Here is a 21,816-nt window from a genome sequence, read left to right on the forward strand (position 1 = left end):
AAGGACAACTGATGACCATTCGTTTGCACGCCAAGGGTCTGACCAAGACCTTCACGCTCCACACCCAGGGCGGCATCGTCCTGCCCGTCTTCGACAACATCGATCTTACGGTGAAGTCCGGCGAATGCGTCTGCCTGCACGGGCCGTCCGGCGCCGGCAAGTCGACGCTTCTGCGCTCGCTTTATGCCAACTACAAGCCGGATGAGGGCAAGATCCTCGTCGAGCATATGGGCGAGACCGTGGACCTGCTCGCTGCTGAGCCTTGGGAGGTAGTGGAGATCCGCCGCAGCACCATCGGCTATGTCAGCCAGTTCCTGCGGGTCATCCCGCGCGTCGGCGCCCTTGATGTCGTAGCCGAACCGGTGATCGCCAAAGGTATGCCGGCAAAGGACGCCAGGGCGCTCGCCACGACCCTGCTGACCCGCCTGCGAATTCCCGAACGTTTATGGTCGCTGGCGCCGGCCACCTTTTCCGGTGGTGAGCAGCAGCGGGTCAACATCGCCCGGGGCTTCATCGTCGACTATCCGGTCCTGCTGCTCGACGAACCGACAGCCTCGCTCGACGCCTCCAACCGTGCGACCGTTGTCGACCTGATCAACGAGGCGAAATCCCGCGGTGCCGCGATCGTTGGCATCTTCCATGACGAGGAAGTGCGAGAAACCGTTGCCGACAGGCTGTTCGAGGTCGGCAGTCAAGGGACCACCACGGTTGAGCCTGCTCTGGCCGGCGCGGGAGCCTGCGCCTGATGCCGGAACCATGCAGTCCTCGCTACGGAATTTACTACACCCCAGCTCGGGAACATCCGCTGACGGTGGCGGCGATTTCATGGCTTGGCCGCGATGCGTTTCAGGCTGATGCTACCCGAGATGCCCGGCCGGAAGCTGGCGGCCTTATCACCTCAGAACCACGCCGATACGGTTTTCACGCCACGCTCAAGGCACCCTTCCGGTTGAGAGAAGACACTTCGGTTGAGGAACTGGAACAGGCGCTCGGCAGGTTTGCTGCCTCGCGGCCTCCTTGTCCGATCGGACCGTTCAAAATCGATCTTTTCGGCGACTTCTTCGCGCTTGTTCCCGCCAGTCCTATCCCAACCTTGCGCGGTTTTGCGGCGCAGACCGTCGAAGAATTCGATCGCTTCCGGGCGCCGATGGACGGAGACGACCTCGAGCGGCGCATGAGCCGCCAAGTCGACGAGGTCGAAACGACCAACCTCATCACCTGGGGCTATCCTTATGTCCTGGGCCTGTTCCGCTTCCACATGACCTTGACCGATCGCGTGCCGCGAGATGGACGCGAGGCGATGCGGGCGCGCCTGGAGGGGAGGTTCGAGCCGTATCTATCCGAAGATTACCACATCGATGCCATGTCACTCTTCGTGCAGGAACACCGCAGTGCCGATTTCGTGGTCCGATCGCAGTTCGCGCTCAAGACCGGCGCGGCCCTCAAGTCGGTGGTCTGACGCCCATGGAATTGTTTGGCCGCCTTGTCCTTGTCGTCGGTCCCAGCGGCGCTGGCAAGGACACCCTCATCGACTATGCGCGCGAACGGCTTCGGGCCGATCAGCGTGTTCACTTCGTCCGCCGGATCATCAGCCGCCCGACAGGTCCGGGTGAGGATCACGAACCCGTCGATACGGACGAGTTCAACCGTCGTGCTCTCGAAGGCGGCTTCTCGTTCGACTGGCAGGCGCACGGCCTTTCCTACGGCATTCCGTCGGAGATTGATGACTGGCTGGACCGCGGCGACGTCGTGGTAGCCAATGCCTCCCGAGCCATTTTGCCGGACGCGCGGCGGAAATACCCGCAACTGCTCGTGGTCAATGTCACCGCGCCCATGGGTGTCTTGGCGTTGCGTCTGGTCGAACGGGGACGCGAAAATCTGGAGAGCATCAGGCAGCGTTTGATCCGAGGCGAGCAGCAAAGCGTCCAAGGTGACGATGTGGTGCATATCAACAATTCGGGTGCGCCGGAGGTTGCTGGCGAGCGCCTTCTAGAGCACGTCCTGTTTAATCCGGTTCATATCCTGCGGTTTTGAAGTAGTTGGCACATTCGGCTGGGGTGAAGTGGTCGACGACCGCGCCGACTGCGTTCCGCAGAGCCTTCATGGTTCTCTCGGCCTTTGCTCGCAGCAGCGCCTTGAGTTAGGCGAAGGCGTTCTCAATCGGATTGAGTCGGGACTGTAGGGCGGCAGGTAGAGCAGGCTCGCGCCTGCGGCCTCAATCGCGTCGCGCACGCCGGCGGCCTTGTGGGCGGGCAGGTTGTCCCAGCGAATTGCACCGCCGAAAGTAGCCAACATTTGTCCCACACACGACAATTCTGCCGCCCCGAGGGTGGAGCGGCGCGACAAACCTTTTCCGCGCAATTGAGAACGCTCATGAAATTTCGGAGGTTCTTCAAAGACGCTACACGCGCGGCACGAAAGTTGCTGTTCATCCTTGCAGGGTGCTGACAGCAGGAAGCCGGCGTACGGCAACATCACTGAGTAGCATCCGCCAAACCACGAGAAAGGAATGCACCATGAAGAAGAAGATCGCAGAAACCACCACGGTCATCCGTACGACCACGCCGTACACAGGCACGGTCTGATGACTTGGGAGGGTGGCAATGCGCCACCCTCCCTCAACCAAGAACGGGGAGCAATATGGCCGATTTTGTACAGTCGCACGCTTTGGCGTTGATTTCGGAGGCGGTTGGCGCCTCAACAATAACCGTGCTCAAGGCTGGCAAAGGCATGGCTCCTCGAGCCACCATCGCGACAGCTCTTGCAGACTGTGGATCTAATGTCGAGTTTGCCGATGGTGATTGGCAACGTGGCGGCTATCTCGCTGGATTCCAAAACCTGGTTGATGCGGCTTTGGAATGGACGACCAAAGAATGCCCGCACCTGATCGAGAAGCACCAGCAATCGCTTAAGCGCCTGTTTCCGCTTCTCTCCAGCGCCGCCTTTACCGTTCCAAAAGACCTCACCAACACATCGAGCAAGGAAGAGCGAACACGGTTCTACCATCACGAATATCAGAACAAGCTGCTCGTGGGGCTCGCCGAATATCTGCTCGAATATGCTAGCCGAAGCGGTCTCCGCTTTGTGCTGGTCATCGATCGAGCTTCAGAGATGTCACCTACGGCCGTCAACCTAGTGAAAGTGTTGCGGCGGCTCGACAGCGAACGCCATTTCCGCTTTGTTCTCGTGGACCATTCTAATTCCGTGTTCATTGAAGGGGCCTGTGAAGTCAACTTCGGCTGTTATTCGATAGATGAACTGGTCGGTCTCTTTAAACCTGACATGGCACCACAGAAGCGGCGGTTGATTTTTGAGGCGGCTCGCGGGAATCCGCTACTCCTTCGCGCTCTGATCACCTGCAATCAGGCCGGCATGCCCGTTGTTGGATACTTGAGCTCCAATGCTGCTATCGACTTGCACCTGGCGAGCCTGAGCCCTGAGGAACGCAGCGAGATGCTGCGCTCTTATGTGGAAGCAGACTGCAACCCGACCGATCTCATCGCCCAACGCAACTATGAGACATTCGATCGGGGGTATGCTGACGGTCTGCATGCAGAAATGCATCGGGCCGCAATTGAAAAATATCTCGCTGGAAAGTCACCCTTGGTGACATTCCACGCCTTATCTGTTCGCAACAAATTCAAGCGGCTCGAGCTTATTGCGGAGCCAAGCGAAATTCTAAAGAGCATTGGGCTTTATGACACTTGGTTCAGCTATTTCGGCGAAATGTTTGCGGATCCCGAGTTGCGCGTTTACGGAACAGGAAACGATGCGATCAACGCGGTTTTCATCAACGCAGCCTTTGTTCTTTACAGCTTGGGCTGCGGCTGCGTCTCGGTTCCCTATCTCGATCTTTTCTACTCGAAATTCCCATCAAGCCGCTACACGCCCACGGTGCTTTACGCCCAGTCAATGACCTATGCCAGATATCAACAGCCAGTGAACCTTCCATTGGCGGAACAATACGCGCTGCGAAACCTCGACACAATTGAGCGCGATTTCAAATATCACGAAAAATACCATTACATAAAGGTTTTTGCGGAAAACGCCTATGCCTATATCAAGGCAAGGCAGGGTCAATTTGATGAAGCTCTCCAGCTTTGCACGGAAGGTAAGGCGACAATGTCAGAGACATATGGCGACAATCGCTTCAAACTACATCAGTCAATCTTGATGTATAATATCAGTCAGGTATACGAGCTTGTAAACGAACTTTCTCTGGCGGAGAAAAATCTTGGCGATGTCATCGCGGTTGATCCTTATTACGGCGAATACCAGAACGATCTTGGCAATCTCCTCGGCAAAGTCCCGGGCCGTGAAGTTCACGCGTCAAATGCATATGCGCGCGCGATCGAGCTCTGCCCGCCTTACTACGAGGCGCATTTGAACCGGGCAGGTCTCCGTAAACGTCTCGGTGATACACAAGGCGCGCTTTCCGATCTTGATCGCGCTCTGTCGATCAAGCCCGAAGAATGGCGAGCTCTGCTGGAGAAAGGCAATATCCTTCTCTCAGCCGGAAACCCTTCTGCTGCAATTGAAGCTTACCTTGCTGCCGCTGAGTTCGTTCCCTCACATGCGGACCTGCAGAGCAACTTGGGTCTTGCCTATTCCGAGTTGGAGAAGCCTGAGCAGAGCATCGCTCATTATCAGAAGGCCCTCGATATCGATCCCCGTCATGCGCCGGCCCACAACAACCTTGCAATTGAGCTGTTCAACGCCAAGCAGCCTGATGCGGCGTTGGAGCATGCCAATCAAGCCGTCGATTTTGCCGGCGATCCCGACTACGAGGCCACGCGCAACCATATCCGCATGGCATTGGCGAGTTAGTCTGCTTGTTGCACGAGATGGCGCAGCGAAATGAGGCGAGTCATGGCGAAGACGCCTCCCCCATTCGAGCTCTGCCATCTGCGCTATTTCCTGGCCGGCGGCCGAGCATGGCAGCTTCTGCAAGGCAGGTATCGCGCGTACCGGGAGGAAGGATGGCTGGCGGCTTGCTCGCCGACGACGAACGACAACTGCTATTTGGCATCCCAACGGACCGTGATGGGCTCATTCGGCACTATACGCTCGATACCAAGGAGCTTGAATGGCGCTTGCCAGGCGCGGGGCGCGCAATCGGATAGGCATTGCGGCCCAGCTCTGTCTGTTGCGCCATCCCGGGTTTGGCCCGCGCGCCGATCAATCGATCCCCGCATGAATTGCTCGGCCAAGGTAGTCCAGCGTTGGGACATTCCCCAGGAGGAAGCCGCCAAGCGGCTCGGCCTGACGCGCCCTCGCACCACTGATCTGCTGCGCGGTAAGCTCGCCAACTTCTCGCTTGACGCGCTCGTCAACATCGCCGCTTCCGCAACGAGTGGCGAGGCAACTACTGCTTTTGCGGCTTTAGTGAATCCGGCTCTTCGCCTTCGACCGGAGCGGTGTTAATGCTCCTCGACTGCAGGCGCTGCAGTTCTTCGAGCCGTTCGCCTTTGACGATCTCGGGATCAAGCCGCTCGTTAGGATTCTGCGCCAATGCACGCGCGGCTTCGCTTGCGGCTTGTGCCTGGCGGGCTTCCTTCGCAGCGATGCTTTCGGCGTTGCGCACCATTTCGCGGTCTTGCGCAACCTGCTCAAGCGAGGTCGGATCAGCCGATCCAGCTCGTTCGTCGCGGATCTCCTGCTCGATGGCGCGGTTGCGGATCTCGCGAGCGCGATCGGCCTCAAGCCGCTCAGCGGCCTCGATCTCCTGTGCGCGATGGATCAAAGCTTCGGCGCGCGCGCCGGCAATCCGATGGGCCTGATCTTCACTGACATGCGTGACGCCACCTTCCTGCAGGGATTTGAGATCCGTCCGGATCGCAAGCAGCTCCATGGTGGGCGCCGCGCGCCGCAAGAACTCCGCTTTGGTCTGGCCGTTCATCATGGCCGCTGTCTTGTTAACGGTCTCGTTGATCTGTTTTAGGTTTTCCCGCATCTGGGCCGCGGTGGCTTCTGAACTCATTTGAACACCCTTTCCATCTCGAATAGCGACCACAACAGTACCGGATCGGAAGGCTTGCGTCATCCGATCAATGAATTGACTCACCATCGCGTTATTCGGCTGAGAAGCAGCGACCGAGCGCCAGTCCTGAAGGCTTGTCTGGGTGGCCTGCAGCTGGCGCGCCGAAATCGGAATCTTTACCGGGTTGGCCTTTGCGTAGCTGATCCGCTGGCGAGCTTTCTCGATGACATGCGGGTTTGAACGGGCATAGGCGCGGTCCCGCGCCTCCCTGCCCGGCCGCGGCTTGTCGGCTGCGGCCACAATCGCCTTGTCGCGCGGACCATAGCTTTGTGATGACGCACGATAGGCCGCGGAGGTCGCGACGATTTTCATACCTTGCGCTTGTGCGTGCTGAGCGTAGAGCGCGCGCCATTCGCGAAGCTTGGCTGGGCCTGGTCGCAAGCGCTCACCGTCCTCACCCTTCACGGCGACGACGGCATGGACATGTATGTGGCCGCCCTCCTCGGCCATGTCGGCATGCATGCCGAAGGCGAATTTGTGATTGGGGAACTGCTCATGCAGGAACCCACGCGCGGCCCTCACCAGAGCTTGCCTGTCCTCGCCCGCCTTGGCCGATAGGATCATGTGCATGGTGTCGCGAGGCTTGTAGGAATTCAGGGTCTTGTCCCAGGACTGCGCGGTCTGCCGAACCGCACCCTCAGACGCGATCGCCGCACCGTCGGCGCCGATCGCCGCTCCGTCATGGGTGAGGCGCGAGAGCTGGAACACGACACCGGCTTTGCCGTGGCTGGGTTCCCCGAGCGGCTTCACCGAAACGGCATCCTCCTTGACACCAAGCGCCTCGGAGATCCGCGAGGCGATCATGGCCCGGGTTGGTGCCGAGAACTGGCGATCATGCTGGCGCCGATCGGAAAGGTGAAACCGATGCTTCACCTTCTTGTCCCCGTTCTCACTCTGCACGACGCTGTGTCCGGCCATTGTCGCGACAACACGCGCGGCGCTCGATCCATCCTGCAATGCGTCGATGCGATAGGCGAAACCGTGGCCGGCGAAACCGGCCTGAACTGCCTGTAAAAGGCGCTCGGCACTCTCCTCCCCTGCCAGCGAAAGCCGGAACGTCGCCACATCCTCGCTTTCCCGCCGCTTGTCGAAGCCCTTGCCCCACTGTTTCATTTCCTCGGCAACGGCCCCCTGCGTTGCGAGGATGCGCGCATCATGAGTTTCGAGCGTGACGCCCTCCTTCTGGATATATTGACCGATGGCGGCTGCCCTCGCGACGCCATGCCCGTAGGAAATCACCTTCAGAACGGCCGGCTGATACCCCGCCGCCAGCTTGTCGGCAGCCGCCCTCGATACAGGTCCGCCGGCGAGCTTCCGCCGCTTCGTTGGCACAGCGAGGTTTAATCGCCCGGCTTTACCGCGCGGCGGCTCGAGCTCCCGGGCAGACGAGCGCGGCACGGCCGGTTCCGAGGGCTGGCTTCCCCCGAAACCGCCCTCCCCCTTCCGGCCGCGAACCGTCTTGAACAACCAATCATCGTCATTCGCAGCAAAGGACAACATGGCCCGATGCCGGCGCTTGCGGTTCTCGTCTTCAAAAGCTGCGCTCGCGCGAATCCGATCGGCTATGGCCTGTATGGACGATTGGTCGAGGTTCACGCGCCCTCACCATCCAGCAGATGCGCCGCCTTCCGAAGTTTCAGGCCATGGCCGATCGTCATCGCCGTCAGTTCAGCGTCGACAGCTCTCACCCTCTCATCCAGTGCTTCCCATATCGGCAACACCGCCTCCATGGGAACAGCATCGCCGGAATGAATGGCATGGAGAAGCTGGCTGAGGTTTCGGCCGACCATCCGGACTTGCGAGGCCAACGCCGCGACAGTGCGTGCATTCTCAGCTGACAGAGCGGGACCGATATCCAGACTGGCCCGGATAATGCGCCGCAACGTCTCCGCCCGGTCAAGCTGGAACACCTTGCAAGCCTCGTCCAGGAGCGCGCCCGCCTCCGGCCCGAGATCGATCCGGGAGCGCTTTCGAGCGTCTTTCTGGGCGGCGCTGGTGTCCAAAAATTCCTCACTATGGCGGATGGGGCCTCCCGTCGAAGACGGTCCAGGTCAAGCGAAGCGACGACCTGCTCAGCCAATTTGGACCCAAATTGCGTATCTTGTCAATTCACCATGCAGCATTATACTGATGCGATGTCTCAATAATCCGGAACCAATTATGCATCCCGGAACATTGCACCGATGCGCAAATTCATATTATCACATAGGCACTTATGTGCCTTTGCACTCTGTTGCATCGGCGCATAGGCATAATGCAAGAAAGTCACTTTGGCGCCAAATCGCCTATGTGCCTTGACGCCAAAGTCGAACGCGAACATTGGGAAAAAGCAATGCCGGAACAACGCGCGGTGCAAATCACAGTGGCCTCTCCCAAAGGCGGGGTAGGCAAGACCGTGACCACCATCCTGCTCGCTGGCGAGTTCGCCGCCGCTGGTCATCGGGTGACGGTGCTCGACACCGATCCGCAACTGTCCGCGGTGGAATGGAGCAAAAACAGCCGCCGCGCGGGATACGCTCTTTCAAACATCGACGTCATCCCGATCAGCTCGACCGACGAACTTATCGATCGCCTCGCGCAATCCGACGCCGAGGACCTGCTGCTGGTCGATGTCCAGGGCACGGCCGTGGCCGCCCTCGGACCGGCCGTCGCCAACGCCGACTTCGTTCTGATCCCGACGAAAGCGCACGTCTTCGATGTCAAGCAATGCCTCGGTCTGATCCGGCACATCCGCTCGCTTGGCGGACGCCACCGCGAAATTCCCTACGCGGTGATGCTCAACATGGTTTCGGGGATCGAGCACAACACGATGGCCTTCCGCACAGCGATCCAGTTGCTGCGGCAGGCTGATGCCAGCGTGCTTGAGACCTTTTTGTCGCAGCGGCCGACCTTCGCCTCAATCGCAACCGCCGGGACGCTTTACGAAGTCCGGCCTGTGAACAAGGCCGTGCAGGATGCTCGCGACCAGACGAATGCCCTGACCGCCGAGATCATCAGCAAACTGAACGGAGCCACCCCCCAATGAACGAGAAAAGCGATCGGACCGCAAACCAGCTGCCGCTGCCCGCCTTGAAACCGCGTGCCCGTTCGGATGATCCGTTCTCACGCAACATGGCTGCCATCGTGGAGTCCAGCATCAGCGAAACGGACAGCCTCGAGCAGCAGACGAGAACCAAGTCTGCTGGAGCGGCCAAAGCGAAGCTCGAAAGGCCAAAGGCTGACGGCGGGACAGCCCGGCTGCATACACGCATTCCGGTCTCGCAGATGATCGAGCTGCAGGTCCATTGCGCGCGCAATAGAACAACCATGCAGGAGGTGGTACAGGGCCTGATAACGGAATTCCTTGCGCGGCAGCGAAAGTAGCCAGACGCGCCAATCAGCGTCGATTTTCGTTACGACCGACCGCCCATGACTCGGGCCCAAAGAGGATTGGCTCCATCTCTCCGGGGAAGGCCATCAAAGACGCTGCTGATCGATTAACGTTCGGTTCTATCCATCACGAGAGTGAATCGATCCGCGTCCGCTGATTCAAACCATTCATTGGACGCGCGCGTCCGGCTGCGCGATTCTGTCTGCCATGACCACGCAGCTCTATCGCCTCTGGATCGAACGCCGCGACGCGGATCGGAACATGGCGCGCTTCTATGCGCTGTCGATCGAGGAGACCCTGTTCGGCCAGACCTGCCTGGTCCGCCGTTGGGGCCGTCGGAACCACCGGCCGCACGGTACAGCACTCCTTCGATACCGAGGGCGAAGCCATCGAGCTTTTCCTCGAGCTTCTGCGCGCCAAGCGGATGCGCGGCTATCAGCCGCGATCCGCCTACCCGACGCGCAAAATCGATCCCGTCTGGTTGACAGGGTAGCCGCTGGGCGACGGGAGCCAGGCGAAGTCGTCCTTGTCCTCGCTCTGGTTGGAGCTGTCGCGGCTTGAGTCAAGCGGGGAATTCGACGGCGCCGACAACGATTTTGGAGCTATAGCGCTCGATGCCGCGTTGTCCGTCCACTGGTGCAGTGAATGCGCCCAAGACCGCGACCGTCATGCCCTTGCGTGCTTCTGCCAAGTTTCGGCGAGGCTGTTGTGCAGGTGTTCTCTTGCAGAATCTTGAGGATCGGAAGTGTCACAAGCTCGATCGCGCTTCCTCCCATCGGTACGCGAACACCGATCTCGGAGACGAAGTTGCGGGTACCGCGCGGCGAGCGAGAACATGGGCCACGAGATTGGGGCGCCGGCGAGCAGGCCGTCCTTGGCTTCATGGCGATCGGACTTGTCTCGATCTCAGGATGTTTGACCAAGCCGATGCGGACTGCTTGAGCGCGGTCGACCACGAAATCGCCGTTCCGTGCTTGCGCTGGGGATAACACTCACGTTCACTCTTCGTTCTTTTCCAAATGCGCCCGGCAATATATAGTCTGAGACTCCATCAGCCCTCAGCAGAGTCAGCGCCAATGACCATCCAGCCCAGGATTCTCAATGAACCAACCATCAGCTGTCCAAGCTGCAAGGCCGACATCAAGCTCAACGAGTCGCTCGCAGCCCCATTGGTTGCCGCCACGCGCGAAGAATACGAAATCCGCCTGGCGCAGAGCGACGCATCGATGGCTGCCAGAAAAGAGGAGCTTAAGCGCCAGCAGGCCGAGATCGCCGCCGCCAAAGAGGACATCGGCAACCGGGTGGCTGAGCAAATCAAGCTTGAGCGTGCCGCAATCGTGGTCGAGGAAGCCCGCAAGGCAAAATTGCTGCTGTCGGTAGACCTGGAGGACAGGGATAACAAGCTTGCCGAGCTGGAGGCGACGTTGAAGGCGCGCGACGAAAAGCTCGCCGAGGCCCAGCAGCAACAGGCGGAATTCCTGAAACAACAGCGTGCGCTTGACGATGAAAAGCGGGAGATGGCGCTGACCATCGAAAGGAAGATCCAGGAAGGATTGGACGCCGTTCGCGTGAAGGCGAGGTCCGAAGCCGAAGACGGCCTCAAAATGAAGGTTGCGGAAAAAGAAGAACAGATCGCCGGCATGCAGCGCCAGATCGAGGAGCTGAAGCGCCGTGCGGAACAGGGCTCCCAGCAGCTGCAGGGCGAGGTCCTCGAGCTGGAGCTGGAGTCCCTCATTGCCAGCCGGTTCCCGATGGACATCATTGAACCGGTTGCCAAGGGCGAGTTCGGCGGAGATGTCCTGCACCGCGTGGTCGGACCGGGAGGCCAGTCATGCGGCGCCATTTTGTGGGAGTCGAAACGCACCAAGAACTGGAGCCAGGGCTGGCTGGGCAAGCTCCGGTCGGATCAACGCGCGGCGAAAGCTGATATCGCGCTGATGATCTCGGAAGCGTTGCCTTTCGGCGTGGAAACCTTCGATCTTGTGGACGGAGTCTATGTCGCCCATCCCAAATGTGCGATCCCGATCGCCATCATGCTTCGACAAGCCCTGATCGAGCTGGCCAACTCCCGCCTCGCCCAGAACGGCCAGGCCACCAAAATGGAGCAGGTCTACGGCTACCTGACCGGTCCGCGGTTCCGCCACCGCGTCGAGGCGATCGTGGAGAAATTCTCGGATATGCAGGGGGACCTCGCCAAGGAACGCAAGGCCACAACACGCCTGTGGGCCAAGCGCGAGGCGCAGATCCAAGGGGTGATCGAGTCGACCGTCGGCATGTATGGTGACTTGCAGGGTATCGCCGGAAAAGTAATGCAGGAGATTGAGGGGCTGGATGTGCTGGCGATTGAAGCCTCTTCTCCCGAAACCGAATAGGTGACCTTCACGCCGGCCAAGGTGATCAAGGACGCCTTCACAACGACTGAGCCGCAACTAGAGGACGCGGCTGAAAGAGGGAGCTCAAGCTCCCCCTCCGCAGCCGTCGCTTCGTCACGCTGACTCCTCCGCCTGCCGGCGTTCGCTTGAAAAGGCCGAAGGCCCCGCCTTGCGGCGGAGCCCTCGTCGAGGCGGTCAGTCCCGGTTGGGGCGAGACCAGATCAGCTGCAGGCCTTCCTCGCCTTCCACCTCGATCAAGGTGGCGTAGATCGGAGCGGCGAAGCTCGGGTCGTCCAGCTTGACCGAGAGATAGTCGCGGCCCTCGTTGGAGACCTTCTGCCAGGCGGCTCCGAGATCGACGCTACCCGAGTAGACGCGGAAGTGAGGGCCCTTGTCGGAAGGGTTCTCGACGCGGATCAGCTTGGCCTTGACGTTGAGGTTGAGGGTCTTGATGGCTCCGGAGAAGCCGGAGTTGCCGTTTGAGGTGAAAGTGCCGATGGTAGCCATTTGTCGTCTCCTTGAGTTTCTCGGGCCGCGACCACCGCGACCTCGATAGCGGTCGACAGACCGGAGGCGATCGGCCCGCACCCCGCAGGGGACGCAACGCAGTGGAGGGCAGCCAGGGCGAGGCTTTCTTGTCCCGCGAGGAATGATGGCGAAGCCAGCAGGGGAAGAAAGTCGCGACCGGCTGTTGCGGGCTTGAGAACGAGGCGGAGCGCAGCGAAGACGGCCTTCGGTCAGACCCGTCACATCGAGGACGCAGTTGGTGCGCCCTTCCATGAAACCGCGGCCAGACGACAGGCCAACCCATCGGCATGATCACGGCAACCGCAGCCACGGTGAGGCGCCATCAAACCCGTCTCTCCCCGTCGGGCGCCATCGCATAACGACAGACCGTCCAACCGGAAAGGGATGCGACCGCTCCTCACTTCGGTCGGTTGACGACCGGCCGACTGGCGAAACTCCAAGGGTCCGGCGTCTGCCCCTTCAAGATGGATGTCCGTTACACGGTCTTGGAAATAACCATCTCGGGCTGGACGTCCGCACGGACCGGCTGATCTGACTCGGCCCGCTGGGGTACTACCCGAACTGACCGGAGCCATGGCAGGGTCTTCAGCGGCTGCAGTGCGCCGGTGTGCTAAAGCCACCGACGTGTGCCAGGCGGGACGATACGACCGCATTGGGTCAGAGGTTGAGCTGGCCGCGGTCGGCCGCTGTAGACGAATCGGCTTCACCGAGGGGACGCCGGAGCGATGCAGGAAGACCTCGCCGCGTATGCCACGCAGGCCGGTGTGGATCGCCCGATCGATATATGCCGTACGCCATGCCGCCACCCATCTTGTCGAGGCCTGTTACATCGTCATCGCCGGCTTCGTCGGCATGCGCGTGAGCGAAATCCTCTCGATGGAGGTTGGCGCAATCGAGTTCCGCGCCATCGGCGAAACCGGCGTCAAGCAGGCCTATGTCGTGGCCAGGCTCTTCAAGACCGTCGACCAGCATGGCGGACGGTTGGAACGCTGGATAGCTCCGGAACCTGTCGTGACAGCGGTCAAGCTGCTCGAGCAGTTGAGCGCGCCGTTCCGGGAGGTGTCGGGCAGGCGCGAGCTCTTCCTTGTCAAAAATACGCAGTACGGCGAGATCGTACCGGTCACCCAGATGCACATCGGCTGGCGGATCAATGACTTTGCCCGTCATGTCGGAGTGCCATTGCATGAAGGAAAACCTTGGCCTTCAGCACTCACCAGTTCCGCAAACCTTCGCTCGCTTCATCGCGCGTAAAGACCGATCGCAGCTCCTCGGTCTGGCCGAGCATTACAAGCACGCGTCGGTCGCGATGACCGCGCGCGGATATGTCGGCAGCGACTTCGATCTTCATCAGCTCGTCAACCATGAAAGCCGCGAAGAGACAGCGACAGCGCTGGAAAGGCTGTTGGTGAGCGACCGGCTCGCGGGACGGATGGGCGACCGGATTGTCGCGGGAAACGCGCGCTTCCGGGGACGCGCCGGCGAGCAAGTGAGGCGCGATTACATAGAGTTCGTGCTGAAGGAAACGGACCTGCGGATCCATGCCTGTGACTACGGCTGGTGTGTCTTCCAGTCGGAAACCAGCCGATGCGGCGGCGAAGTTGCGCCGAGCGAGGCAGGCAGGAGCCCCTCGGTCTGCCTGGAGTGCGCCAACATGGTGATCGAGGCGCGTCATGCGCCGTATTGGCGGGACCGGCGGGCCCGCAATGAAGCCTTGATGCCAGGTGCCAATCGGATGACGGCCGCCGTTCTCATAGAAGCGATCGACCAGTGCGAATACGTGTTGAACAGGATCGGAGGAGATGATGAGCACATCTGATCCGCGGTCGCCGTCAGCAATGTCTGCTGCCCGTTCCTATCGTGCTGCTCTTGCCCGTCTGGCCCGCGGCGAAGGACGCCACCCAGATCATCAGGGTCGCGTAGTGCGGATCAGTCCGGCTTCCGTTGCACGGGAGGCAGGCAAGAGCCGCAATCCGCTTTACACGACACACCGCGACATCCTCGATGAAATCGAGGCAGCTTCGCAGGCACCGGGGCCGGCCAAGGATCTGGCTGCAAGAGTGCAAGAGATGGAAGCAGAAATTGCGCTCCTGCGATCGGACGCCCGTCGGCACGCCGAAGAAAAGCGCCAGTTGGCGACCGAGAACCTTGCCCTTCTGCACAGAGCAAGGGTTGCCGAAGGGCAACTGGCTTCATTGCAGCGGCGAGCGGCAACGGCGCCCGCCGCTGAACTGTCTGTCAGGCCGCTGCGCTGACCTGGCTGGATGGCTGCCGAGCATGCATCCAGTCGGCCGCCTGTTGAGCCTTGCTGGCGGCGGTGAAGATAGCAGAAGAGTCATTGCGCAGGACCTTTAACCAACTTGAGATGTACGAGGCGTCATCAGGTCGTGGACCCGCCGCAATCCTAAGGTCTGCGAGGATCATCGATGACCCTACTTGGGCCACGATCTCCTCCATGGCATAGGCCTCGGAGCCGAACCGTCCGGATAGATCGCGGTCAAGTCGATGCTTTGCTGCCGTGGCATGGAGCCCTTCATGGAAAAGCACACTATAATGAGACGCAGCATCCCTGAATGAACTGAAACTGGGGACGTGGACCCGGTCAGCTGATGGCAAATAATAGGCTTCGTTACCGCCATAGACAGTGGCGATGCCAAGGTTGGCGTAGAAAGCATCCGCATGGGCGATGCGCTCCTCGTCCGAGGCAGCGACAATGAGTTCTGGTTCGTAGCCATCAACCTGCGCGCAGTTGAAAACGGAATAGCCGCGAGCAAAGAAGCGTCGGCGCTCAGCCCCATCATCCGAGCCGCTATCATCCTCGTCGCAGTCACCGCCGATCTGCTTCCAGAAAACAACGGTCGTGGAGCGCTCTCCTTTGCGCACCTGAGCCCCGAGCGCCTGCCACTGGCGATAGGTTCCCCAAAGGCCCATGGGATATGCGGCGCTTTGCGCCGCGACCCAAAGGGCGAGTGTGTTCACGCCTCGATAGGCCTTGCCTGACGCGACATTGACGGGCAGCGCCGTCGAGGAGCCATTGTGGTGCCAAGGCATGACATACTCACCGGCGCCGGCTTCGATAGCCGCAACAATCTCGGCTGTTAGGCGGGCGTAAACGTCCGCGCGATCGAGAGAAGCCATGGTCAGGCCCTCCCCAGCGACAGGCATCGCGGCAAGGAGGACACTTGCGATGAAACCTAACTCGTGTCCGAGGGTCGCATAGTAGCTGGGCGCGTCGCGAAAACTTCCGAACGCAGGCATTTGCACAATATCGAGAGCTGGATTGAAATATGCCTTGTCGCCGCCGTGGCGGATGACAGCCCCGGTATTGGCGAAGAAGGCATCCGCATTTTCGATACGCTCCACAGGATCGGCTACCGGCGCGGGGTTGCCGTAAAACTGTGCTGGGAGACCGTCAATCTGGTCGGCGCAGAACACCGTATAGGCCTTGAGGAAGGGAATGCCGCGCTCGACCTCCTCGCCTTGGGCATCGGTTTCGGTCCGGGTGAAGCGGCTGGCATAGACAACCATGGAACCGGTTTCGCCCTTGCGCACATGGCCACCAAGCTCGACGCTCTGCTTGAACGTCATCCAGACAGGAGAGACAAAGCCCCTCGCGACCGTCTCCGACCACAAAAGCAGAGTATTGATCCCCTGATACGGCAGGCCGTTGTGACGGAGCGGGCGCGTTATACGCCCCGTGGTGTTCGCCCCGCTCCAGGGCTTGACCCAGGGCCGCACTCCCTTTTCCAGGTCCGCGACGATGCGATCGGTGATTTTCGCGTAGATGTCGACGCGGGGCTTGTTATTTTTCCTGTCCATTTTCCGAACCTCCATTCGAGGCCGCGCCAATCGCGGCCGTCACGAGGTCCGCAAGCGCAGGACCGCAGGTCCGCGAACCCGCAGAAGAGCAATCGGAAGGCAGGGAAACATCGCTTGCGGGCCGCAACGTCAGTGGAGGACGGCGCAGCCGTTTCGCGGCACGAGGACCGGAGCAGGACCATCATTCGTGACGGCCGCGATTGGCGCGGTCTCGGCGACAGGCCTATTTCCATCTTCGGCACAAGCAACGAGGCCGGTGCCCTCAAGGGACACCAGCCTCCGTGTGAGAGGATAGAGCGGAGCCGAAGCTCCGCCCATTGAGGGTTTAGCCAAGGGCCGACATCTGGAGATCGGCCGCCTGGCGGCTTACGCCCTGGCCGGGGTTCTCGGTCTGGCGTTCGTAGGGCTTCCAGGCTTCACCGACGACGTGCTCGTAGGCGGCGACGGCGCCCTCGGCCGCCATGCGCAGCGCGTGTGCCTGCAGGCCCATTTCGGCGGCGAATTCGCGCTTGCGCTGGGCCTTGCTGTCGAAGCCGACCGGACCGTCAATGTCCTCGTCGCGGGTGTCATTGGCGAGCTTGGCCGTGGCGTCCTTGGCCTCGGTGACGGCCTTCGAGTAGAACTGGCCTGCTCCAAAGGCGGAGCCGACGTAGGAGCCGACGATCCTCTGCAGGTGGATTTGCATCGCCTTGTCGGAAAGTCCCTCGGAGAGTGTGTCGGCACCGTCGATCAAGCTGCGCTCGTGGAATTCGCGGATGCCGTCGCTGTCGAGGATGGGAAGGCCGAAGCTTTCGGAGATGAGCATGGCCTGGTGGCCGTCCGGGCAGCAGAGCCGGACCATTTCGAGGGTGGTGCCCTTGCGGAGCTGGACGACGCGGGCCTTGGTCTTGGTGGAGCGGGTTGAACTGGACATTGAGCTTTCCTTTCTAGCGATGCCCTTCAGGTGTTCCGGCCCTTGCCGGTTTTCCCTGCGGGTGCGGTCAAAAGGAACCGGCGAAAGCTGGACGCTTCAGGGTCCGGAGCCTGCCAGGCGAGCGAGGTTGGCTTGCGGACAAGCGGGGCCAGTTCTTCACTGGCCCTGCGCGGGACGCGGGCCAGCCTTGCCGAGATCAGCGGGTTCCGGCCGCTCTGCGGCGCGACAGCGGCCTTGAAGCGGACAGCCGCGGGTTCAGACCGCAGCAACCCGCCGGGAAGACCGGCAAGGGGATGGCACGGATACCGGCATGCGGGAAGGATAAGCACCCGGTCGACCCGCGCTGCCATGCCATCGCACGGCCTGTCCAATGACGCTGGGCGTCCGCGGTTTGAACGCCGGCTGCTGCTGGTATAGATGAGCTGCGCCGCGGTCCGCCGTTGTGGATCAGATCTTTGGCCTGCTCCCACGTCGGACTGACAGCGCACTGCATTCAATCCCGAGGCGAGGGCAGCGATGACCGATCATAACGACGATTACGTCTATGACGATACGACAGGGGAATGGCGACCAGCGTCGGAGATGGCTGCCATTGCAGCTTCTGCCGGAAGCATCGAAGTGCACGATGCCGCCGGCAACGTGCTCGCCGACGGCGACTCCGTCGTCCTCGTCAAGGACCTCAAGGTCAAGGGTGCCGGCCAGACCCTGAAGCAGGGCAGGTGATCAAGTCGATCCGCCTCACCGACAATCCCGAAGAAATCGATTGTCGGCATGATGCGATCAAGGGGCTGGTGTTGCGAACGGAGTTCGTCCGCAAGCGCTGACCAGGCCGCGGTATCAAGCGCGCATCAGGTCCGGTGGGAGTCTGGCACGCAGCACCTCGATTGCAGCATCCTGCCTTGCGAGCTTGCGGGAGAGAGCGTCGATCTCGTGCTGCCTCTCCAGTGTGATTGCTGCAAGGTTGGCCCGATATCGTTCGAGAAACATTGCCGGCTCCGGGCCGCTCCCGCGTCGATAACCGGCACGTTGTGGTCTGAGCTGCGGAATGATCGCCGTCATCCGCCCTATGATCTGCCGGTCGATCATATCGAGCTGGCGCTGTGTCTGGCGCCGAGCCTCTTCCATGCGAAAGAGCTGCGCGCGGCGATCGCGGATAGACATTATGTGTCCCTCCCCTGCCAATCCGTGAAGCTCGATGACCCGCCATAGACACGGTGGCGTGCAACATCGATGACGAATCCAAAGCGGCCGACATGGTATTCGCCGGTCGCGATGAGAAAGCGACGTTCCTCCGTGCCCGGTCCGCGCTTGCCGCCAGGGGTCGCGATAACTTCGGTGAAACCGGCCCGGTGCTCGGAACGGAGCGCCGACACTACGACCCAGTCATCGGTATGCTTCTCGAAAAATGCCCGCTCGTCCTTTTTCGCGGATTGGCCGGGTTCGAGCACCCTCCCGTGGATCGCCTCCCATGCATCCGGGTACCAGTCGCGGATCGACTTTTCCGCACCAGCCTTCTCGAAGTCCGTGAAGAGCTGCGAGAAGGCTTGGGCGACGGCCGCCCAATGGCAGTCCTCTTCATACCAACCGTCATTGGCACGGAGCATGCCATGGACTTTGCGATTTCGCTCCGCCGACAGATGGAACCCACCATGGCCTGCCGTTGAGTGAGCCACGACGCCCTCGGCATAGACGGTCGCTCCCTGCGACCTTCCCCATGGCGTGTGGGCACGGGAGTGGATCTCACGACGTCCGAGAGCTGCGCGCTGCTGCTGGTGGAGGGCGTTTTCCTCGACATGCGCGCGAAACGCCGCCTCGTCGGCAAGCTCACCGGCATGACCGTAGAAATCGCCGCGCGTCCATTCGGCCATGGGCCGGCGGAGACGCCAGCCCGTGACAAGATAGTGCCGGCCATCGCGCGCTGGAGCCATGGCAAAGGCGTGCTCACCAACAAGGGCAACGCAAAGCCCATCGGCGCTTCGGCCAAAAGAAACTCCCGGAAAACCGGGGGTGGTTTCGACGACATGGGTTTCAGAAGTTCGCGCAGTCATGCTGCCGTCCTCCCCTCTACGGCATCCACCGCTACGGTGTTGGCCGTGACTTGCTGCAAAACCGCGTTCGGATAGCCGTGGCGGGTAAGCCATTCCTCGGCGCCCGTGCGATTGGCGGCAAGATGGACAAGCTCCGCATCGTCGCCGGCGCGGTCGAGAACGAGAACCGTGCCTATGGCGGGCCGTTCGTTGGCCGAAAACTTCAGGTCGCTGTTCACCGAAAACGTCTGGTGGACGCGCAGCACGATGGTTCCCTGACTGCCATAATCACCCTTGTGCAGGGTGATCGAGGGCAGCGTCGTATTGCCGACGCGGGCCTCGGCCTGTTTGCGGATAAGGCGGCCGCCACCGTTGCGATTTTCCCAGGCTGCGAGCTTTTTGCGATGCCGGTCTGCCGGGCGGGGTGATCCGTCGGAATAATTCACGATCGAACCGAGTGGAACGAGGTCATAGATCAATTGAGCCGACATGATGGTCTCCGTGTTGCTCATGGTGAAAACAAAACCGCCGCCGGTTAGGTCACCGGCGGCGGGAATGCGAACGGAAGGAAGAAGGCGCGCGCCGCTATTCGGCGGCCACCTTGTAAGCTTCGATCTGTCCGTCAGTGAGGTCCTGGTCCTGCGGAGCGCGGTCCTCGCCGACGTAGTCGTGCGCGGGCTCGACAACTGCATCGCCGTCGAGCTCGTCCTGGTCCTCCGGCGTGCCGTTATCCTCAGGCTGTTCCCTGGCCTCGTTCTTCTTCAGCCAGGAGGTGAGCTTTTCCGGAGTGGGCGCAAACAGCGCCGACGGGTGGACGAAGCGGCCTTCCTTGAAGTGCTCGACCAGGGCCGCACGGGTATCCTTGACCTTCTGACGGGGCAGGACGGATGTATCCGCGCAGGCGGCTTCCAATGCCGGCCGCGACAGGCATGACAGGAAATCCTCCGTCCCCATGTTGGCCAGGAAGTTGTCGGCGGCGATGACGTCGCCGGCGACACGGGCGACAATGCCGCTGTCCGAGCGATTCTCCCTGCAGGACAGAACCTCGATCAGCAAGGACCGCACGGCAATGCGCAGCGTTTCCATGTCGAACTCGAGCTTGCCCTCCTGGTCGAACAGGCGCGCGGCATGTTCGCCAAGGCCTGCGGCACCGTAATAGGAGATGTCGCGGGCACCAGATGCCACTGTCACATTCTGGCCCGCGAAGGCGAGAACGAGCAGCGCCATCAGCGTGTCGTCCTCGATCGGTGCGCGCGACAGCGCCTCGTGCAGCGCGTCTGTACGCAGGTCGCCGATCATCTCCATGCCTTTGCGCGTCACGTCCGGACGCGGCTTTGCCGTAACGACGATATCATCGCCATCGGCCTCAACATCAGCGCCATTCCTGCCCTTGGGCTGTTTGGCCGCCGGCATGCGGTACGCGACCGACTGCACCTTGCCGTCGCGGTCGACATACATGGCGGTGTGATCGGACTTTGACGGCTTGCCGTACACACGCTCGGCCTTGGGCGGAAGCTTCGGCTCGCCCCACTGACCGGCTTCCACAATCACGCCACGCTTGGGCAGAGTGTTTGCCATCCACTCCTGCTGCGCGCCAAGGAAGGCCTCGACATCCGTGGTATAGCGGCTGTCCTCGTCGGCCGGAGCAAACAGGTCCTCGACCCAGGCAATGCCGTAGGCCTGGGCGAGATCGTCACCGAAGCTGGCGTCGCGCGCGTACATGCGGCGCTTCGTCAGACCCTGCGCCACGCTCCACCACGACACCTGCGGATCAGCCTTGGACGGCTTGTGCTTCTTCCAGACCTCTTTCTGCTCATCAAGCGATGCGGCCGCGATCGTGCGCAACTGCTGCTCGTTCGGCATGTCGCCCTTGGCCATGTGGTCGAGCATGGCTGGCATTACGTTGGCGAGCAGCCGCAGCTTCCTGATCTGGCGTACCGGTAGCGCCAGCGCCATGGCGATCGCTTCCTCGATCCAGCCGAGCGCGACCAGTCGCTCGATCGCGCGCCATTGGTCGACGGGATTGAGCTGCTCATGCGCCAACGTCTCGGCCAGCGACCGCATTGCGCCGCCATCCTCGGCCCTCTCGATCACCAAGACGGCGATCTCTTCCAGACCCGCGGCAATCGCCTGCTTCACCCGGCGATGGCCGGCATCTATGACGTAACCATTGCCGCCATCCGTCTCCAGCGCCACGACAGGTGGCTGCACGATGCCGACGGCGCGAATGGTAGCCAGCAGCAGCGCGTCGGCCTGCGGGCTGGACTTCGAGCGTCGCGCCTTGTCAGGGTTATCCTTCAGCGCACGCGGATCGACAAACTTCAGTTCCATGGAGATGCTCCTTCAAGGGTTTGCGGACACCGCCTATCGCAGCGTCCTTCCTCGCCTTCTTCCCGAAGACATCCCCCGGCCCGCGGAGCGGACGGGCCGGTGCAACTGCGGCCGAGCATCCCTGCCCGGCTGGCCGAGCGGGGCTCTTGGGCCCTGCGCAGGACGACGCGGCCGGGATCGCGAGCGGCGCGGTTGAGCGCCAGCGTCAGCGGTCCGCCCGATCTGCGAGCGGGTTTTATTCTTCCTCCGTTTTCCTTTCCTCATCCCTGCGACGTAGACCGTCGTATGGGGATAAGCGGAATTTAGCACGGCAAACTGGAGGTTAACGTCTTTGAACCTACGGACGCTGCAAGGAGCCCTCTATCGGCTCGAAGCTGTCGCGCTGTGATCATGAGGTCACCCATTCATGGTCAGGAGGT

General features: G+C 61.2%; 21 protein-coding genes and 4 pseudogenes. 14 read left to right on the plus strand and 11 right to left on the minus strand.

Going from position 1 to position 21,816, the window contains the following annotated elements:
* Positions 1–11: 11 nt before the first annotated feature.
* Genes phnL through phnN form a run of 3 tightly spaced genes read left to right on the plus strand, consistent with a single transcriptional unit; the run spans position 12 to position 2,034 of the window.
* Positions 12–746 carry a phosphonate C-P lyase system protein PhnL gene (phnL, locus tag MAFF_RS36095; RefSeq protein WP_010915815.1) on the plus strand — a complete coding sequence of 245 codons (735 nt, stop codon included), beginning with the start codon at positions 12–14 and terminating at the stop codon, positions 744–746.
* Positions 746–1,459 (plus strand): DUF1045 domain-containing protein, encoded by a 714-nt coding sequence (locus MAFF_RS36100; RefSeq protein ID WP_010915814.1) that lies wholly within the window; start codon positions 746–748, stop codon positions 1,457–1,459. The genes phnL and MAFF_RS36100 overlap by 1 nt, the downstream gene beginning before the upstream one ends.
* 5 nt (positions 1,460–1,464) lie before the next feature.
* Positions 1,465–2,034 (plus strand): phosphonate metabolism protein/1,5-bisphosphokinase (PRPP-forming) PhnN, encoded by a 570-nt coding sequence (phnN, locus tag MAFF_RS36105; RefSeq protein WP_010915813.1) that lies wholly within the window; start codon positions 1,465–1,467, stop codon positions 2,032–2,034.
* On the opposite strand, the pseudogene MAFF_RS38795 reads toward phnN, so the two are convergent.
* Positions 2,006–2,265 (minus strand): annotated as a pseudogene (locus tag MAFF_RS38795) (transposase); the annotation flags it as partial. The gene phnN and the pseudogene MAFF_RS38795 overlap by 29 nt on opposite strands.
* Positions 2,266–2,640: 375 nt before the next feature.
* Between MAFF_RS38795 and MAFF_RS36110 the strand changes: the two are divergent.
* The 3 genes from MAFF_RS36110 (at position 2,641) to MAFF_RS38800 (ending at position 5,424) form a co-directional block, all read left to right on the plus strand.
* On the plus strand, positions 2,641–4,827 hold the full coding sequence (locus MAFF_RS36110; RefSeq protein ID WP_010915812.1) for a tetratricopeptide repeat protein: 2,187 nt from the start codon (positions 2,641–2,643) through the stop codon (positions 4,825–4,827).
* Between the two features lie 259 nt (positions 4,828–5,086).
* A complete protein-coding gene (locus tag MAFF_RS41575; protein ID WP_157866249.1) occupies positions 5,087–5,197 on the plus strand; it encodes a DUF4158 domain-containing protein in 111 nt (36 codons plus the stop codon).
* The gene (locus MAFF_RS38800; RefSeq protein WP_080512165.1) at positions 5,194–5,424 is read left to right on the plus strand and encodes a helix-turn-helix domain-containing protein; all 231 of its coding nucleotides are present in this window, start codon (positions 5,194–5,196) and stop codon (positions 5,422–5,424) included. Before MAFF_RS41575 ends, MAFF_RS38800 begins: the two co-directional genes overlap by 4 nt.
* Here the strand turns inward: MAFF_RS38800 and MAFF_RS36115 are convergent.
* Both MAFF_RS36115 and MAFF_RS36120 read right to left on the minus strand, forming a co-directional pair.
* Complete coding sequence (locus MAFF_RS36115) at positions 5,366–7,636, minus strand: relaxase/mobilization nuclease domain-containing protein (RefSeq protein ID WP_010915964.1); 2,271 nt, start codon at positions 7,634–7,636, stop codon at positions 5,366–5,368. The two genes, MAFF_RS38800 and MAFF_RS36115, sit on opposite strands and share 59 nt — an antisense overlap.
* Positions 7,633–8,043 carry a hypothetical protein gene (locus MAFF_RS36120; protein WP_157866250.1) on the minus strand — a complete coding sequence of 137 codons (411 nt, stop codon included), beginning with the start codon at positions 8,041–8,043 and terminating at the stop codon, positions 7,633–7,635. The genes MAFF_RS36115 and MAFF_RS36120 overlap by 4 nt, the downstream gene beginning before the upstream one ends.
* A 329-nt stretch (positions 8,044–8,372) precedes the next feature.
* On the opposite strand from MAFF_RS36120, the gene MAFF_RS36125 reads away from it, so the two are divergent.
* The 4 genes and pseudogenes from MAFF_RS36125 (at position 8,373) to MAFF_RS36135 (ending at position 11,782) form a co-directional block, all read left to right on the plus strand.
* Positions 8,373–9,065 carry a ParA family protein gene (locus tag MAFF_RS36125; protein ID WP_010915811.1) on the plus strand — a complete coding sequence of 231 codons (693 nt, stop codon included), beginning with the start codon at positions 8,373–8,375 and terminating at the stop codon, positions 9,063–9,065.
* Positions 9,062–9,403 carry a hypothetical protein gene (locus MAFF_RS36130; RefSeq protein WP_010915810.1) on the plus strand — a complete coding sequence of 114 codons (342 nt, stop codon included), beginning with the start codon at positions 9,062–9,064 and terminating at the stop codon, positions 9,401–9,403. The genes MAFF_RS36125 and MAFF_RS36130 overlap by 4 nt, the downstream gene beginning before the upstream one ends.
* Before the next feature lie 214 nt (positions 9,404–9,617).
* A pseudogene (locus MAFF_RS38805) lies at positions 9,618–9,903 on the plus strand (WGR domain-containing protein).
* 583 nt (positions 9,904–10,486) lie between these two features.
* Positions 10,487–11,782 carry a DUF2130 domain-containing protein gene (locus MAFF_RS36135; RefSeq protein ID WP_044552237.1) on the plus strand — a complete coding sequence of 432 codons (1,296 nt, stop codon included), beginning with the start codon at positions 10,487–10,489 and terminating at the stop codon, positions 11,780–11,782.
* 195 nt (positions 11,783–11,977) lie between these two features.
* Here MAFF_RS36135 and MAFF_RS36140 read toward each other — a convergent pair whose 3' ends face one another.
* On the minus strand, positions 11,978–12,289 hold the full coding sequence (locus MAFF_RS36140) for a DUF736 domain-containing protein (RefSeq protein WP_010915962.1): 312 nt from the start codon (positions 12,287–12,289) through the stop codon (positions 11,978–11,980).
* A 594-nt stretch (positions 12,290–12,883) separates the two neighbouring features.
* On the opposite strand from MAFF_RS36140, the gene MAFF_RS41090 reads away from it, so the two are divergent.
* From MAFF_RS41090 to MAFF_RS36150, 3 genes are read left to right on the plus strand one after another with little or no spacing between them, the layout of a single operon-like run.
* Positions 12,884–13,561, plus strand: coding sequence for a hypothetical protein (locus MAFF_RS41090; protein ID WP_010915807.1), 678 nt, complete (start codon positions 12,884–12,886; stop codon positions 13,559–13,561).
* Positions 13,494–14,126 carry a hypothetical protein gene (locus MAFF_RS41095; RefSeq protein WP_244420865.1) on the plus strand — a complete coding sequence of 211 codons (633 nt, stop codon included), beginning with the start codon at positions 13,494–13,496 and terminating at the stop codon, positions 14,124–14,126. Before MAFF_RS41090 ends, MAFF_RS41095 begins: the two co-directional genes overlap by 68 nt.
* Entirely contained in the window at positions 14,110–14,562 is a 453-nt protein-coding gene (locus tag MAFF_RS36150) for a hypothetical protein (RefSeq protein ID WP_010915805.1), read from the plus strand. The genes MAFF_RS41095 and MAFF_RS36150 overlap by 17 nt, the downstream gene beginning before the upstream one ends.
* On the opposite strand, the gene MAFF_RS39695 is transcribed toward MAFF_RS36150, so the two are convergent.
* From MAFF_RS39695 to MAFF_RS36160, 3 genes and pseudogenes are all read right to left on the minus strand, one after another.
* Complete coding sequence (locus MAFF_RS39695) at positions 14,546–15,472, minus strand: ArdC family protein (RefSeq protein WP_244420881.1); 927 nt, start codon at positions 15,470–15,472, stop codon at positions 14,546–14,548. The two genes, MAFF_RS36150 and MAFF_RS39695, sit on opposite strands and share 17 nt — an antisense overlap.
* 33 nt (positions 15,473–15,505) lie before the next feature.
* A pseudogene (locus MAFF_RS39700) lies at positions 15,506–16,126 on the minus strand (ArdC family protein); the annotation flags it as partial.
* A gap of 325 nt (positions 16,127–16,451) precedes the next feature.
* On the minus strand, positions 16,452–17,039 hold the full coding sequence (locus tag MAFF_RS36160) for a hypothetical protein (protein ID WP_010915960.1): 588 nt from the start codon (positions 17,037–17,039) through the stop codon (positions 16,452–16,454).
* A 516-nt stretch (positions 17,040–17,555) separates the two neighbouring features.
* Here MAFF_RS36160 and MAFF_RS36170 point away from each other — a divergent pair.
* Positions 17,556–17,863: pseudogene (locus MAFF_RS36170) on the plus strand (alkylphosphonate utilization protein).
* Between the two features lie 13 nt (positions 17,864–17,876).
* On the opposite strand, the gene MAFF_RS36175 reads toward MAFF_RS36170, so the two are convergent.
* The 4 genes from MAFF_RS36175 to MAFF_RS36190 all read right to left on the minus strand — a co-directional run bounded on the left by MAFF_RS36175 (position 17,877) and on the right by MAFF_RS36190 (position 21,397).
* The gene (locus MAFF_RS36175; protein WP_010915959.1) at positions 17,877–18,200 is read right to left on the minus strand and encodes a hypothetical protein; all 324 of its coding nucleotides are present in this window, start codon (positions 18,198–18,200) and stop codon (positions 17,877–17,879) included.
* Positions 18,200–19,087, minus strand: coding sequence for a DUF7007 domain-containing protein (locus MAFF_RS36180; RefSeq protein WP_010915958.1), 888 nt, complete (start codon positions 19,085–19,087; stop codon positions 18,200–18,202). The genes MAFF_RS36175 and MAFF_RS36180 overlap by 1 nt, the downstream gene beginning before the upstream one ends.
* Entirely contained in the window at positions 19,084–19,557 is a 474-nt protein-coding gene (locus MAFF_RS36185; protein ID WP_010915957.1) for a hypothetical protein, read from the minus strand. Before MAFF_RS36185 ends, MAFF_RS36180 begins: the two co-directional genes overlap by 4 nt.
* Positions 19,558–19,651: 94 nt before the next feature.
* Positions 19,652–21,397, minus strand: a complete 1,746-nt coding sequence (locus tag MAFF_RS36190; protein WP_010915956.1) for a ParB N-terminal domain-containing protein — start codon at positions 21,395–21,397, stop codon at positions 19,652–19,654.
* Between the last annotated feature and the right edge of the window lie 419 nt (positions 21,398–21,816).

It is taken from the genome of Mesorhizobium japonicum MAFF 303099, from assembly GCF_000009625.1.
In the GTDB taxonomy this organism is placed as follows: Bacteria; Pseudomonadota; Alphaproteobacteria; order Rhizobiales; family Rhizobiaceae; genus Mesorhizobium; species Mesorhizobium japonicum.